Origin of the sequence: Bacillus sp. FSL K6-4563 (assembly GCF_038630405.1) — a bacterium.
In the GTDB taxonomy this organism is placed as follows: Bacteria; Bacillota; Bacilli; order Bacillales; family Bacillaceae; genus Bacillus; species Bacillus pumilus.
Genome location: NZ_CP152030.1, coordinates 284,760 through 298,631 on the forward strand (window position 1 = coordinate 284,760; position 13,872 = coordinate 298,631).

Annotated in this window: 14 protein-coding genes; 8 read left to right on the forward strand and 6 right to left on the reverse strand. The window is 40.2% G+C overall.

The features are described 5' to 3' along the window. Nucleotides 1-3 precede the first annotated feature (3 nt). Both MHH54_RS01605 and MHH54_RS01610 read left to right on the forward strand, forming a co-directional pair. Nucleotides 4-945: a response regulator gene (locus tag MHH54_RS01605; RefSeq protein WP_342500595.1), complete on the forward strand. Its 942-nt coding sequence runs from the start codon at nucleotides 4-6 to the stop codon at nucleotides 943-945. A 191-nt stretch (nucleotides 946-1,136) separates the two neighbouring features. Then, nucleotides 1,137-2,222, forward strand: a complete 1,086-nt coding sequence (locus MHH54_RS01610) for an SEC-C metal-binding domain-containing protein (protein WP_106032909.1) — start codon at nucleotides 1,137-1,139, stop codon at nucleotides 2,220-2,222. Between the two features lie 53 nt (nucleotides 2,223-2,275). Here MHH54_RS01610 and MHH54_RS01615 read toward each other — a convergent pair whose 3' ends face one another. Next, nucleotides 2,276-3,316 carry a DUF4352 domain-containing protein gene (locus MHH54_RS01615; RefSeq protein ID WP_003217135.1) on the reverse strand — a complete coding sequence of 347 codons (1,041 nt, stop codon included), beginning with the start codon at nucleotides 3,314-3,316 and terminating at the stop codon, nucleotides 2,276-2,278. A 396-nt stretch (nucleotides 3,317-3,712) separates the two neighbouring features. On the opposite strand from MHH54_RS01615, the gene MHH54_RS01620 reads away from it, so the two are divergent. Continuing rightward, nucleotides 3,713-4,642 (forward strand): aldo/keto reductase, encoded by a 930-nt coding sequence (locus tag MHH54_RS01620; RefSeq protein ID WP_106035970.1) that lies wholly within the window; start codon nucleotides 3,713-3,715, stop codon nucleotides 4,640-4,642. Nucleotides 4,643-4,672: 30 nt separating this feature from the next. Here MHH54_RS01620 and MHH54_RS01625 read toward each other — a convergent pair whose 3' ends face one another. Beyond that, the gene (locus tag MHH54_RS01625) at nucleotides 4,673-5,638 is read right to left on the reverse strand and encodes a GHKL domain-containing protein (RefSeq protein WP_342500596.1); all 966 of its coding nucleotides are present in this window, start codon (nucleotides 5,636-5,638) and stop codon (nucleotides 4,673-4,675) included. An 11-nt stretch (nucleotides 5,639-5,649) separates the two neighbouring features. Then, nucleotides 5,650-6,351, reverse strand: coding sequence for a LytTR family DNA-binding domain-containing protein (locus MHH54_RS01630; protein ID WP_106032912.1), 702 nt, complete (start codon nucleotides 6,349-6,351; stop codon nucleotides 5,650-5,652). Nucleotides 6,352-6,511: 160 nt separating this feature from the next. On the opposite strand from MHH54_RS01630, the gene MHH54_RS01635 reads away from it, so the two are divergent. Together MHH54_RS01635 and MHH54_RS01640 are read left to right on the forward strand one after the other, a co-directional pair. Next, complete coding sequence (locus tag MHH54_RS01635) at nucleotides 6,512-7,252, forward strand: ATP-binding cassette domain-containing protein (RefSeq protein ID WP_003217123.1); 741 nt, start codon at nucleotides 6,512-6,514, stop codon at nucleotides 7,250-7,252. Then, complete coding sequence (locus MHH54_RS01640) at nucleotides 7,252-8,427, forward strand: ABC transporter permease (RefSeq protein WP_050943316.1); 1,176 nt, start codon at nucleotides 7,252-7,254, stop codon at nucleotides 8,425-8,427. The genes MHH54_RS01635 and MHH54_RS01640 overlap by 1 nt, the downstream gene beginning before the upstream one ends. Before the next feature lie 56 nt (nucleotides 8,428-8,483). Here the strand turns inward: MHH54_RS01640 and MHH54_RS01645 are convergent, their stop codons facing one another. Continuing rightward, nucleotides 8,484-9,035 (reverse strand): hypothetical protein, encoded by a 552-nt coding sequence (locus MHH54_RS01645; RefSeq protein ID WP_106029651.1) that lies wholly within the window; start codon nucleotides 9,033-9,035, stop codon nucleotides 8,484-8,486. A 376-nt stretch (nucleotides 9,036-9,411) separates the two neighbouring features. Between MHH54_RS01645 and MHH54_RS01650 the strand changes: the two genes are divergently transcribed. Beyond that, nucleotides 9,412-9,747 carry a hypothetical protein gene (locus tag MHH54_RS01650; protein ID WP_342500597.1) on the forward strand — a complete coding sequence of 112 codons (336 nt, stop codon included), beginning with the start codon at nucleotides 9,412-9,414 and terminating at the stop codon, nucleotides 9,745-9,747. A gap of 97 nt (nucleotides 9,748-9,844) precedes the next feature. Here MHH54_RS01650 and MHH54_RS01655 read toward each other — a convergent pair whose 3' ends face one another. Next, the gene (locus MHH54_RS01655) at nucleotides 9,845-10,903 is read right to left on the reverse strand and encodes a DUF4352 domain-containing protein (protein WP_003217128.1); all 1,059 of its coding nucleotides are present in this window, start codon (nucleotides 10,901-10,903) and stop codon (nucleotides 9,845-9,847) included. 537 nt (nucleotides 10,904-11,440) lie between these two features. Between MHH54_RS01655 and MHH54_RS01660 the strand changes: the two genes are divergently transcribed. Then, nucleotides 11,441-11,869, forward strand: a complete 429-nt coding sequence (locus MHH54_RS01660; RefSeq protein WP_003217242.1) for a cell wall hydrolase — start codon at nucleotides 11,441-11,443, stop codon at nucleotides 11,867-11,869. A gap of 119 nt (nucleotides 11,870-11,988) precedes the next feature. Further along, on the forward strand, nucleotides 11,989-12,768 hold the full coding sequence (locus tag MHH54_RS01665; RefSeq protein ID WP_003217170.1) for a glucose 1-dehydrogenase: 780 nt from the start codon (nucleotides 11,989-11,991) through the stop codon (nucleotides 12,766-12,768). A 21-nt stretch (nucleotides 12,769-12,789) separates the two neighbouring features. Here the strand turns inward: MHH54_RS01665 and MHH54_RS01670 are convergent, their stop codons facing one another. Next, complete coding sequence (locus MHH54_RS01670) at nucleotides 12,790-13,830, reverse strand: acyltransferase family protein (RefSeq protein ID WP_106029649.1); 1,041 nt, start codon at nucleotides 13,828-13,830, stop codon at nucleotides 12,790-12,792. Nucleotides 13,831-13,872: the final 42 nt, after the last annotated feature.

Sequence of the window (13,872 nt, forward strand, 5' to 3'; positions counted from 1 at the left end):
TGTATGCGATTTTTCATTGCAGATGATGATCGTGCAATACGCTCGATTTTAGGTCAAATCATAGAAGATGAAGATTTGGGAGAGGTCGTGGATGAAGCCGATGACGGAGTGGGATTAGAAGCACATTCATTGAACCTAAAAAAAATAGACATCCTTCTGATAGACCTTTTAATGCCTGCTAGAGATGGCATTCAAACGATTCGTCATATTCACCCTGAATTCAAAGGTAAAATCATGATGATTTCCCAAGTAGAGGCGAAAGAGATGATGGCAGAAGCCTATGAATTAGGGATCGAATATTATATTCATAAACCTGTCAATCGAATTGAGATCGTCAGTGTGATTCGAAAAGTCATAGAGCGGATCAAGCTGGAGAAATCGATTTACGATATTCAAGCTTCCCTTCGCCATGTGCTGCCGTTAGAGCCAGTGACTTCTCATAATACAACGGGTGCTGGGTTGAAGAAAAGGACGATGAAAGAGGCGGGGGAATTTCTCTTATCCGAACTAGGAATTGTTGGAGAGAGCGGATCTAAGGATTTACTAGAGATCCTGATCTACTTATATGAAACACAGTCAGCCAATTCTCATGAGGTCAATTTCCCGCCGCTAAAGCAGCTCTTTATCAAAACAGCGGAGAGGAAGCTGGATCATGGGGCGACCGATGTAGAAGTGATGAGGGAAGTGAAAGCGGCAGAGCAGCGGATTAGACGCGCTATTCATCATTCCTTGAATCATTTTGCTTCACTAGGATTAACAGATTTCTCGAATCCTAAGTTTGAGCACTATGCGTCGAAGTTTTTTGACTTTACCGATGTCAGCCAAAGAATGAAAGAAATGCAGAAGACCTCTTCATCCACAGGATCAACGGGCAGAGTCAATACGAAGAAGTTTGTTCAAATCTTTTATTTTGAAGCAAAGCAGCTATTTGAGGGAATGAGCTGAAGAAAATCTATTGGAATGATTGGAGAAAATAAACAGAAAAAGACCGCTATTCCTATGATCTGTCGTGATCTTCAAGTATCTTTATTATTTAACTGATCATTCTGATTTTTCTTTTTTCTTGAAAATAAAACTCTCTTGTGCAATCGTTTGTTAAAATAGTGAGGTTAGACTAGAATGTCGGAGGTTTTATTTTGGGAAAAATTAAACGAAATGCGCTCTGCCCTTGCGGAAGCGGAAAAAAATATAAACATTGCTGTGGTCAAAAGTCAGGCGGAGAACAAACGTCTGAGCTTGTGTTTAAGGAAGCTGTACAAGTTCAAAAGGATTTAATGAATTACGCATTCTCTAAACATCAGAAAGCCATCAATCAATTCATTAATGAGTTTTCTTTTCTTGCAGATATGGATAAAGAAACGCAACAAATCTCAGTCTTTCATTTGAGTGTATGGGGCATCTTCTTCCGTCCATTAACGGATCAGAAAGAAACCATCTTCCAAGAATTCCTGACAAAGAAAGCGGAGGATATTACCCGTCCGAAAACAAAACAAGTGGTTCAATCATGGACAGACATGGAGCCATCTTTGCTTTTATTAAATGAAAAAACGGACGAGTCTCTTTACTTTGAGAATATGGTGACAGCTGAAAAGGTTGAAGTAGATGTAAAACCGGATCAAACAGTGCTGCCTGAAAAGGGAAGTCTCGTGCTTGGATTCCCTGTTCAATTTGAAGAAAAAGCAGAGTTTTTCATTCAATATACGATGTTTGCGAAAGAGTTTACAGATACGCTTCTTCTTCAAGTTCGTCAGCTTGTTGAAGCATTTGAAGCAAATGGAGGAACGCGCAACACATTTATGAGAGAATCATTCCCTGACGTGTTGAAGTGCATGTTTGCAAAGCAAGAAGTAGAAGAATCAGAAACATCTGCTCAAACAGAAGGCGATACAGGTCTAACAGCAGATCGCATGGACTGGGCGAGTGACGTTCAACTGGAAACAGCTAAGCTGATTGAAGACGGAATGAAGGAACACGGGGACCAAAGCTTGACTGATGGCGCTTTAACTGTGTGGAAAGCCTATTGTGATCAGAAATCACCTGTGATCCGTAAAGCAGCATCATTTGCTGCGGGAATCGAATATTACATTCACTCACTTGCAAGCGATGCCCCGCTTTCTCAAGCGCAAATAGCGAAAAAGTATGGCATTAGTGCGTCTACTGTATCGAGCCGTTTTAAAGATATTGAAAAAGCGGTGAAAGAAGAACAAGAGGCGACTGTATAGCATCAGAAAAGACGCGGCACCTTCATTGGGCCAGCGTCTTTTTTAGTTCATGATTATCTTGTTTTAATAAAACCGCTCATGTACTGCGATGTATTGTAATCGTTAAGGTCAATTTTCCACTGACCATCCCCATTACGTTTCATTTTCACTTCGTATTCAGCCGGGCTGGAGACTGGAGGAAGCTTTTCGAATTCAGATGCGTACAAGTTTAAGCTTTTCTTATACAATTCTTCTTTAGAGCGGATCTTGCCGTTGTAAAACTCGTCTCTTTGCTTGTCCAGCTTGTCTTTTAAGTTAGAAGCATCAATGCCTGTTACTTGAGCGACAACCTTCGCCTCGTCATTAGAGATGGTTTTTACACTTGTTTCTACTTTGGTTTTATCCTTCATGGTGTCTTGAATCCGTTTGTACATAGACAGGATATCACGGTCACTTACTTCATTGCCGTACATCCCAGCGCTTCTTTTGAAGTCTTTTACGAACATGTCGTGGTATTTATTCACGACATCGGATTGGTTGTCACCTGTTAAATCTGCAAATTGATCGTTCTTTTTGTCAAACACAATGATATCAGTATAAGCGGATAGTGCTTTTGCAGGATTATCCAGCTTTTTTGCTGTATCCAGTATTTTGTTTCCATCTAGGTCGATTTCGATCGAATCACTGTTTTTCTTGATGCTGTCTTGGTACACGAACTGATATTTTTTCCCTTTGTCTACTAGGAAATAAAGAGCGCCTGATTGTGATTTGCCTTTGTTCAATGAACCGAGGTCAAGACGGTCTTTACTGCCGTAAAATTTTAAATCAGATACTTTGGCATCGTCCTGATAAAGGGAGAAGTCAGAGCTATATAATGATAGAGCTTTGTCACCTTTGTTTGTAATCGTCAGGTTGATTTTTAGCACCAATTCATTGTCTCTTAGCGTAGTTGTTGAGTCTTCTGGTAACGTATATTCGTAGCTATCGACTTTTACCTCTGCTGTTTTTGTTGATTTTTGATCAGTGTTGCTTGATTTTGCTGAGCTCTGGCAAGCTGCAGAGATGATCATCACGAACGAAATCATGAGGAGTGCACTTATTTTTTTAAGATTCACAGTTGATGCTCCTTTGCTTTTCTTTCGTCATTTCATTCCCGCTATCTGACTATGAAAAAAGAAACAGATAGGATGGTATATTCGGGTGTTGCAGGGGAAAATCTCCTTATGACGATTTGCACTTTTCATTCTATCGAAATTCAATCATGATGAGGAATAGGTTTTAGTCCCTATCTTTGAAAGAAATTTACACGAAAACCAATAATAAAAGGAATTTTGTAAGTCTAATATACCGGTCAATAAGAATTAATTTGTAGATTTATTATCGGTTTTAAATGTTTTTTACGTAAAAATCTTGAAGTGAGGGTGTTGGTGCTTCAGAGAGCAGGATACTTGAATGTTGGAAAGGATTCATGGGAAAATAAGGATGATTAAGCAGATAAGGGAGATGAGCTTTTGAAAAAGGTAACGCTTGGACGAACTAATTTACAGGTGAATCCGATAGGGCTTGGTACGAATGCGGTAGGTGGACATAATTTGTTCCCGAACCTGAGTGAAGATGCTGGACGAGAGCTTGTGGAGACAGCTCTTGATCAAGGTGTCAATTTCTTAGATTCTGCTTTTATTTATGGGCTGGGCCGTTCAGAGGAGTTGATTGGTGAGATTATTGCCAAAAGAGGCGGTAGAGAAAACCTTGTCCTTGCGACAAAGGGGGCTCATAAAGAAGTAAACGGACAAATTGAATTGGATAACAGCCGAGACTTTTTAAGAGAGCAGGTCGAAAATAGCCTGAAACGACTGCAAACAGATTATATTGATTTATACTATATGCATTTCCCGGACGGCCGGACACCGCTGGAAGAAGTAGCAGGCACATTAAAGGAATTGAAGGATGAAGGGAAAATCAGGGCCATTGGTGCATCAAATCTTGATTTTGAACAGCTTCAAGCCTTTAATCGAGATGGCTACTTAGATGTGCTTCAGTCAGAGTATTCTTTGATGAAACGTGAGGCAGAGCAGGATCTTCTCCCATACTGCGTCGAGCATCGTATTTCCTTTATTCCGTATTTCCCGTTGGCGTCAGGTTTGTTGACTGGTAAATTTACGAAGGATGCGACATTTGATGATATTCGAGCAAAAGATCCGCTTTTCCAAGGCGAGGCGTTCCTTCAAAACCTCGAAAAAGTAGACAAGCTGAAGGCAATTGCGCAATCAAAGAACGCCGAAACGGCACACGTCGCACTCGCTTGGCTTTTAGCACAGGACGGCATCGACGCCATTATTCCAGGTGCAAAACGAGCTGAGCAAGTTCAGCAAAACCTAAAAACAAACGAAGTTCAATTAACAAAAGAGGAAATCAATCAAATTGACCACATTTTCTCTTAATCAAAAAAGGTGCTTAGCTGCACCTTTTTTTTATGACATCGTGAGGGGGATTTTGATGACAAGCCGCAAATGTGGAGAACGGTAAGTGAAATCAAGAGTACCGTCTGCCTTTTCAACAAGCTGATGAATGATATACGTGCCCATTCCTTGATGATCCCCGCCTTTTGTCGAGCGGCCAAAGTTTTTAAACAAATGGTCTAACACGTGTTTTTCCATTCCTTTTGTGCTGTTCTCACAATGGATTAAAAAGAGCCCGCTCCGAATAGAGGTCGTAATCGAGATGCTGCCCTCTTTCCCGGCTTGCTTCGCTTCAATCGCTGCGTCTAGGGCATTATCAAGCAAGTTTCCAGTGAAACTAACCTGATCCGCCTTAGAAAAGGGAAGCGATGAAAAAGGTGCTTGAAGGTCTAGAGAAAGGGCAATGTCCTCTTTTTCAGCCCGTTGAAAAAAGGAATGCAGGGTTGAGGCCAAATATGCATTTTCTCCTTTCATCCAAGGGAAATGTTTTACGTATTGCTGAATCAAATCCTTGATCTCATGCTCGTCGTTCGTCGCGGAAAAGGCATTTAAATGTCTAGCTGTTTCATGATGTTTACTGCGCAGCTCAAGCAGCAATTCATTGGTTCTTGATTCTGCGTTGATCAGCTCTTGAAGCCGCCCGTTTAATCGTCTCTCCGTCTGCATCATCTTCAATGAAAGGATATCTGTTGTCATGAGGATGATCAAAACTAAAAGAAAGCTTAATCCATTTTCTTGCGTCAGAAAAAGGGGTAGACCTGCACAGGTAAAGAGCACAAAAGCGCCCAACATCACATAACCACTCACCTGAGGCAAAAACCTTTTGTATATGAAAAATGTATAAAGACAAATCACACAAAAAGTGAGGAGCCACAGCACTCCTGATGATAGCGGCAGAATAGCTTCAGCAGCTGCATGAAACGCAAGACCTAGCCATATGAGAGCATACATGCGGAATCCAAGATAGAAAGCGTTCACGTTCGTTCTCCTTAAAAATAGTATTTCTTAAAGTATTCTAATTGCTGCTTGGTTATCATGGCTTTTTTATCTGTACCTTCAAAAGACACGATAAATGAATTTTTGGCATACGCCGAGAAGTTCTTAATGTAATGAATATTGATGATAAACGATCGGTGGGAGCGGATAAAATCTTTTTCAGCTAGATCGCCCTTTAACTCGTTTAATGTCTGATATGTTTGGATATCTCCTGTTGTTGTGACAATGGTGGTTGACCTGCCTGTTCGCTCAACAAAAATGACATCCTTCTTTTGCAGCACATGAATATCTGACTGCTGTTTAATGAGAAGCCGTCCATGAATGCTTTTCTCCTGCTTGGTGGACATGTAGCGTTCTAAGGATTTGGCAATTCGATCGGCTTGGTAGGGCTTCATAATATAATCGTGAACATTTAAATCAAACGCATGGACCGCATATCCGCTATTTCCTGTCACAAAGACAACATCGACATTCAGTGCATGAGAGTGAATGAGATCCGCTAATTCATAACCGGACATTCCGGGCATTTCAATGTCTGCGAACAACAGATCAATATCTCCTTTTTTGACCTTCTCGTAAGCATCCTCTGCTGACTGCGTGACAAAGACAATCTCCACAGTCTCCATTCTGCCTACAATGGCATGCAGTTTTTCTAAATCTACTCGGTAATCGTCAACGAGACCTACTTTTATCATAAAAATCACCTATGACTCATCGTATTATTTGTCTATTTTATCATTTGTTTTTTAAAATAGATCATTTCAAGACAGAAAAAGGACGTTTCGCGACATTTTTATGTCAGGGAAGCGTTATTTTTTCTATCATAGACTTAGAAAGTTGAAAGGGGCGAACCAAATGATTACTCTCAGCGATTGCAGCTGCTGGTTTAAAGATAAGAAAAAAGTCGTGAAAGCGATGAAACATATGACGTTCTCCGTGAAGGAAGGGGAAGTCGTTGGCATCCTAGGAGAAAATGGTGCAGGGAAAACCACGTTATTACGCGCCGTAGCCACATTGTTAGAACCTACGCACGGATCAGTCACTGTCGCAGGCTTTGATACGGTGAAAGAATCAACGGAAGTGAAAAAGCGAATTGGTGTCTTGTTTGGCGGTGAGACAGGGCTTTACGATCGTTTGACGGCACGAGAAAACCTTGAATACTTTGGCAAATTGTATGGCTTAGATCAGCATGAAATCAAAGCAAGAATAGAGGATTTGGCAAAGCGTTTTGGGATGAGACAATATATGGATCGAAAGGTGAAAGGATTCTCAAGAGGAATGAAACAAAAGGTGGCGATTGCCAGAACCTTGATTCATGATCCTGACATTATTTTATTTGATGAGCCGACAACAGGCTTGGATATTACATCAAGTAATATTTTCAGAGACTTTATTCATCAGCTCAAGCAGCAAAATAAAACCATCCTTTTTTCAAGCCACATCATGGAAGAAGTCAGCCAGCTTTGTGACAGTGTCATGATGATTCATCAAGGAGAGCTTGTGTATAAAGGGACACTTCCAGAATTATATACACAGGAACAAAGTGATGACTTGAACTATATCTTTATGTCGAAGCTCGCTAGGGGGATTTCATAATGTGGAAAACCGTATTTTTAAAAGAAATGACAGATGCGCTAAGAGACCGAAAAACACTACTCTTAACAGTGCTGATACCTCTTTTGACGATGCTTGGACTGGTGTTCTTTTATGAAAGCATGATTGCAGATCCAGGAGATAAAACGTATACGGTCGCAGTGAATGAAAAGCTTCCAACTGAAATGAATCAAATGATCAAAGAGGTCAAAAACCTCACACTTGAAACATTTGATGACCCGCAGCAAGCAGTCAAAGATGGAAAGGCGAATGCTTATCTGGAAATGCCGAAAGAGGCAGACGACATGCTTCAGCATCAACAATCATTTGCGATTAAAATTCATGGGTACACAACAGATGATGATTCGGTGATAACGGTTCAAATGCTGCAATCCTTACTGGAGCAGTATCAAAACCAAGTCGTAGAAAAGCGTTTAGCCGCTGATCAAATCAATACGTCTGTTGTTCATCCATTTCAGGTGCAGGCTGTTGATGTAGAAGAGGGCGATGAAGGAGAAAATGGCATGACCTCTATGCTTTTGTCGATTCTCCTTCCGATGATTTTGGTGACCTCCGTCATCTCAGGTGCTTTGCCAGCTGCTCTTGATATTGTAGCGGGTGAAAAAGACCGAAAATCCATTGAAGCGTTGTTCCTGACACCTGCCAGCAGACTCCAAATTCTCATCGGAAAATGGCTGGCTGTCTCCATGTTCGGGATTTTAAGTGGAATTGTGGCGATCGGCATGCTGCTTTTATCCACGCTGCTCTTTACAGAAAAGCTAAAACAAGCACTGAACTTTGGTGATCAAATGTGGAGTATTATCGGTGTCATGTTTGCGGCGCTCATCATCTTCTCCTTCATGGTATCGATGATTGAACTGCTACTCAGTGTCGTTTCAAGCTCAGTGAAAGAAGCGCAATCGTACATGTCCATGATCATTACATTAGGTGTGATCCCAATGTTCTTTACCATGAGAGCAGGTGCTACGCAGCTAGATACGTATTACTTTGCTGTCCCATTCCTCAATATTCATGCGCTCTGTAAGCAATTGATGTTTGGAATCATTGATCCGATGGCCGTCACTCTGACACTCGGCTCCTCAGCCCTCGCAGTCGTCATCTTGTTTGTCATCGTGAGAAGCTTGTTTATGAAAGAAAAATGGATGCTTGCAAAATAAAGAAACGCCCTCTATGATAGAGGGCGTTTTCAAGTGAATACCGATCACCGTGTTTTTCAGTTTAAGAAACCGAATTGATCCAAGTTCTCTAAATAAAATTGAAAATACTCGTCATGAATACCATCAGGATATTCTTCTAACCCATTTTCAATAAGTGCACCTACAATTAAAGCATTTATATACCTATTAAGCTTTTCGCAACTATCTCTTACGGTAAATTCTGAAACATATACTCCATCTTTACTTTCTAAAATGATATCAATTCTTCTACCTTCTTGTTCATCAAGCAATAAGTGATTATAATCCCATTCTTTGACTCTCTTGGGGTTTAAGGGATGTTCACGATTATCAAGTATTTCTTCACGATGATTCTTTTTTTCCTCATTTGAAAACAATTGAATCAATATACTTGGATCATCAATGACAAAACATTTATATATCTTAGTATATTCAAAGTGATCATCATTTACTAAATCTAAAATTTTTGTTTTTGAAAATTCTCTAGCTTTAAATTTAGACGTTATAATCTCAGCGACTCGTTCTTTAGTAAAAATCAATTGATCTTTTTTATATAAATACTGTTTATATAGCTTTTCGTAATTATACATGATTCACCTCTATTAATTATTTAACAGGACCTCCGTAGAATGAATGAGCTTTTGGAGTTCTTTTATAGGGATGCCAGTGATAATAATACCATGAGAGCAGGAGCTACGCAGCTAGATACGTATTACTTTGCTATCCCATTCTTAATATTCACGTACTATGTAAGTAATTGATGTTTGGCAGCGTGAGAAGTTTGTTTATGAAAGAAAAGTGAATGCTTGCGAAATAAAAAAGCTAAAAACTTGTAGATTTTATCTGCAAGTTTTTTTATATCCAGAGATTTATATAAAAGAGATTCACTATCGAGTGAAAGGAATGGCATAATGGAAGGGAGGAATTACATTATTATCCCAATTCGATTAATGAGGTGATTCGTGTATGTCTTATCAAGCAGTAGACGATGATGTGCTAGAGCTATGTAATATATATGCTCAACAAACACACCATTTTGAAGCGTTTATTTTGGGAAACAGGAAAGGGTTATTGGAATTAAGAAAAGCGATAGATGAGGCATTAGAAACGGGTAGTTCCGTTGCACATTTATATCCATCTGATTTTGAAGGATATGAAACGTATGTTGCTTTAGTAGACGATGAGCAAAAGTTTGAGAAATTAATGGATCCTTATGTAGAGGAATACGGACAAGAGGAGGATGCGGTTGATCCGGTTGAGGTGATAAAAGAGTATGAAGCTGTAAAAGAAAATTCTTCATAATAGACCGTATCTTGCTTTCTGTGCTGTAATTCGGAATTAAATATAGGGATCAAACGAAAAACGTTAAGAAAAAACCCCCGGCATCGGGGGTTTTTTCTTAGTTCTTGATGAACTTTTCAACCAATGAGCTTGTTTTGTAATCGTTCAAATCAAGTTTCCATTGGTCGATGTCATTTTTCTTCATGTTGACTTCTACTGTTTCTTCAGAAGATGATGGTCCTAATTTTTTGAATTCTTCTGGGTAGATCGAGAGTAGGTATTTTTGAGCTTCATCGTAAGAAGCTGAACGGTTTTTGCTGTAGAACTCAGTCGCTTTTTCTTTTAAACGATCGACAAGCGGGCTTGCATCAATTGGTGTAAGAGTTACAGTCACAACAGCTTTATCACCACTGATCGCTTTTGTTTTTGTTGATACTTTTGATTTTTCAGCTAATGTTTCTTTCACAGCTTTTAGAAGCTTATCAAGGTTTTCGTCCTTCGCTGAGCTAGAAGAAATACCTGATGACGTGATGTAGCCTTGTTTGAATGATTTATCAAATTGGTTGACTACAGTTGATTTGTTATCACCTGTTAGTTTTTCGAACTCGTCGTTATTCTTACCGAAAATCATCACATCAATATAAGAAGAAAGAGCTTTTGCAGATGCTTGAAGTGTATCTGCTTTTTTCATTAAGTCTTTACCTTTAATATCGAATTCTAGTGTTTTGTCATCTTTTTTAGAACCACTACCTGGCTCATTGTACACAAGCTGATAGTCTTTGTCTTTATCAACAACAAAGAAAAGACCGCCTTTTGATACTTTGTCTGCATTTAGAGAGCTTGAAGATAATACTTCATTGTAGTCATCTGGAGAGATCGTAGACACCTGTGAGTCATCTTGGTAAAGCGTAAAGTTGCTTTTGTCAACATTTAGAGGCTCTTTGCTGATATTTTTTACAGATACGTTCACTTTTAGTACATACTGATCATCCTGTACAGATGTATCGTATTGAGGTGGTAATGTGTACTCAGCACTTTCTACCTTTACCTCTGCTGCATCAAGAGATTTTGTATCTTTTTCCTTTGCAGCTGACTTTTCTTTTCCACCACTACAAGCAGCAGCGACAACAGTGACACATAAGATCAGAAGAAACAGGGATAATTTCTTTTTAAACATGACGTGTTTTCCTCCTCGGGTTTATGATGAATTTCATTGAAAAGCTTTAGTTCATATCATTCTTTTTGCACAAAAAGAAAAATACTGTATGTTTTTTACTGTAGAATGAAGCGAAAGTACTGTCAATACTTCAGTGCGTTTCTAAGGTCGCACAGCTTCAAGTAGTAAAAATGACACTAAGTTGAAAGGAGAAACTTGTAAAATATGATTTGATGTCTCCTGTAAAAACTCAATATTTTATATTTTAAGGTTTTGAGTCGGATTGTTGAATAGGTTCAAATGACTGTTTTTGATGCTGGTGTCGCAATTAGAAGGATTTTTATGACTTGTAAGTGAGTCTATAGTAATGAATATTTTTTCCTGTAATGTGCATGATCACTAGGTTTGTGTGTTGTTGGCAGAGAGACACATGTCCAGCAAAATGTTGAGGTGTTTAGACAGGCTCTCGACACGGAATGTGTCTTTTCCCTTCAAAATGGCAGTCATCTACACAGAAACCCTACATAAAATAAAAGAGAAACGAATGGAGGTGGATGTATGGCAGTGGTAAGAGCGACAAGCTCTGATATTGACCTCATGGCCAGACTGCTGAGAGCGGAGGCAGAAGGTGAAGGGAAGCAAGGGATGCTGCTTGTAGGAAATGTGGGCATCAACCGGTTGCGTGCCAACTGCTCTGACTTTAAAGGGCTGCGTACGATTCCACAAATGATTTATCAGGAGCATGCATTTGAAGCAGTCACGCATGGTTATTTTTATCAACGAGCACGAGAAACAGAAAAAACACTTGCACGGAGGAATATTAACGGAGAACGATTTTGGCCAGCAAAATTCAGCCTTTGGTATTTTAAGCCGCCTGGTAATTGTCCACCGACATGGTACAATCAGCCGTTTGTGGCAAGGTATAAGTCTCATTGCTTTTATCAGCCAACCGCTGAAACTTGTGAAAATGTCTATAACACCTTTTAGCTTGATGAACAGCACAATCCTCTTAGTCAACGATTGCAGAGGATTGTGTTTTTCTTTTTTTCAAAATGGGTAACCATTGTGTATCAACAAGATGAAGCACGTGATAGGAGGAAATAAAGATGTATCAAGATTTAAAAGGGAAAACAGCCATTGTCACAGGTTCTTCAAAAGGAATCGGACAAGCCATCGCATTACGATTTGGACAAGAGCAGATGAATGTGGTTGTGAACTATAAAGGTGATGAAGAGGGTGCTGAAGAAACGGTCCAAGCCATTCAGCAGCGCGGAGGTAGGGCGGTGAAAGTACACGCAGATGTCTCCAAAGAGGAAGGAATTCAATCCATCATGGATACAGCACTGGAGCATTTCGGAACAGTCGATGTGTTCGTCAATAATTCAGGCTTTAATGGTGAAGAAGCGATGCCGCATGAGATGACGCTCAAGCAATGGCAAAAAGTCATTGATGTCAATATCACAGGCGCCTTTTTAGGGGCAAAGGCCGCAATTGCCTATATGATGGAGCATGACATCAAAGGGTCTATTTTAAATATATCCAGTGTCCATCAGGAAATACCGCGCCCGTTCAATGTTCACTATTCCACTTCCAAAGGCGGAATGAACATGATGACAAAAACGCTGGCTCTTGATTATGCAGAAGCAGGGATTCGGATCAATGCAATTGCACCAGGTACAATGGCGACCGAATCGAATGATGATTTGCAGGATGAACAGAAAAAACAAAAGCAGCTTGAAAAGATTCCGATGAGAGCATTTGGTGAACCGAAGGAGATTGGGTCCGCTGCTGCATTCCTCGTATCTAAGGAAGCTTCGTATATCACAGGCACCACTTTATTTGTAGATGGAGGAATGACGCTTTACCCTTCTCAAATCAATGATTAATCCAAAAAAACATCCGCCCAATTAGCCGGCGGATGTTTTTTGTTCGTAGCGGTGTGCGGCTTTGGCTGGTTTGCCGAGTAGTATCGGGTATTTGCTTAGGAAGGAGATACATGGCACCATAAGCAGCAATGTTCCGATCGTGTAAAAGAGAGTCCAAGAGAGCTGCGCTGTATCTGCAATATTGATGCCAAGCCCATAATAAACAAATGCTTTCATGATATCGATGCCGGCAAATTGCAAGACAAGAATAACAATGGAATTTCGTCCGAGATACGTCAAAATAGGGGACGTTTTGAATTTAAAGCTTAAATAAATCACGGCAGCTGAACCGAGCAGTGCACATGCATAGAAAAGAAAGAGATCACCATAGTCGTTCACGCGCATATCGACACGCGAATTAAAGCTTTGCATGTAAGCCGTCAGTACAAGCAGGCCTGTACATAGAAGAAGGGTTGGGTCTGTTTTTAATTCCACAAACCATTGCTTTGCCAAAAATCCGATTGAATAAAACACAACAGCCGTCAAGGCGACATTGGCATTCCACGGCAGACTTTGGTCTAAAAGCAAGGTTGAGGCATATCCAGCACCTCCGCAAAGGACGGTCAGTAAGATCAAGACAGCAGGTTTCCCTTTTGTCAGACGGTGCATAAAGAAAAAGATCATTTCCACTAAAAAGAGTGTCGTTAAAAACCAGATGGCTGGGTTATGCGTGAGTCTAGCTTCATCTGCATTGGATATAAAAATACCTGTAAACGGAACGAAAGGGTCAATATCCGTTTGTCCCTTAAAGGCAAAAAAACGAGTAACGGTGAACCAAAAAACATACGTAATAATGGAGAAATAGAGATAGGGCAAGAGTAAGCTCTTGGCTTTCTTCTGAATAAATGACAGAGCAGGGCGTGAGGATGATCGAAACATCATGCCGGATAGTAAAAAGAAAAGCGGCATATGAAAAGAGTAAATGAATTGCTTGAACGAATCTGGAATGGGCACATGCGCCATGACCACGAGTAGAATACCGATCCCTTTAGCCGCATCGACCCATTCGAGTCTCTTATTCATGGCCTGTCATCTCCTTCCTTCTAGCGTCGTAAACGGTTCTTT

Coding starts and splice junctions, on each gene's coding strand:
- MHH54_RS01660 (WP_003217242.1), top strand. CDS start 11,441: ATGGCAGTGGTAAGAGCGACAAGCTCTGATATTGACCTCATGGCCAGA.
- MHH54_RS01655 (WP_003217128.1), bottom strand. CDS start 10,903: ATGTTTAAAAAGAAATTATCCCTGTTTCTTCTGATCTTATGTGTCACT.
- MHH54_RS01640 (WP_050943316.1), top strand. CDS start 7,252: ATGTGGAAAACCGTATTTTTAAAAGAAATGACAGATGCGCTAAGAGAC.
- MHH54_RS01665 (WP_003217170.1), top strand. CDS start 11,989: ATGTATCAAGATTTAAAAGGGAAAACAGCCATTGTCACAGGTTCTTCA.
- MHH54_RS01650 (WP_342500597.1), top strand. CDS start 9,412: ATGTCTTATCAAGCAGTAGACGATGATGTGCTAGAGCTATGTAATATA.
- MHH54_RS01670 (WP_106029649.1), bottom strand. CDS start 13,830: ATGAATAAGAGACTCGAATGGGTCGATGCGGCTAAAGGGATCGGTATT.
- MHH54_RS01635 (WP_003217123.1), top strand. CDS start 6,512: ATGATTACTCTCAGCGATTGCAGCTGCTGGTTTAAAGATAAGAAAAAA.
- MHH54_RS01605 (WP_342500595.1), top strand. CDS start 4: ATGCGATTTTTCATTGCAGATGATGATCGTGCAATACGCTCGATTTTA.
- MHH54_RS01645 (WP_106029651.1), bottom strand. CDS start 9,035: ATGTATAATTACGAAAAGCTATATAAACAGTATTTATATAAAAAAGAT.
- MHH54_RS01630 (WP_106032912.1), bottom strand. CDS start 6,351: ATGATAAAAGTAGGTCTCGTTGACGATTACCGAGTAGATTTAGAAAAA.